This is a genomic window from Metabacillus sp. GQ13, from assembly GCF_059758525.1.
Genome location: NZ_JCAXET010000061.1, coordinates 1 through 222, shown reverse-complemented (window position 1 = coordinate 222; position 222 = coordinate 1). Strand labels below are relative to the sequence as shown.

The 222-nt window shown below is 34.7% G+C and carries 1 protein-coding gene; it reads right to left on the bottom strand.

All coding sequences use genetic code 11. The features are described 5' to 3' along the window. A partial coding sequence (locus AC6CHR_RS25135) for a transposase family protein (RefSeq protein ID WP_498251908.1) occupies window positions 1-222 on the bottom strand: 222 nt, incomplete at both ends.

Sequence of the window (222 nt, the reverse complement as noted above, 5' to 3'; positions counted from 1 at the left end):
CCCTTGATCGCTCTTATAGATATAGCTTGATTCCACTCCACTGATGTACGTTGATATCGGTTAACTACGTTGGTTTTCTCAGAAAATCGTTTTCCACATTCACATACATAACGACGTCTTTTATAAAATAATTGAGTCTTTCTTTCAAACCATTTTAAATGTTCGATTCGTTGTAGACGATAATCATGAATTCGCTTTGTTGATCTATTACAACTAGGACAC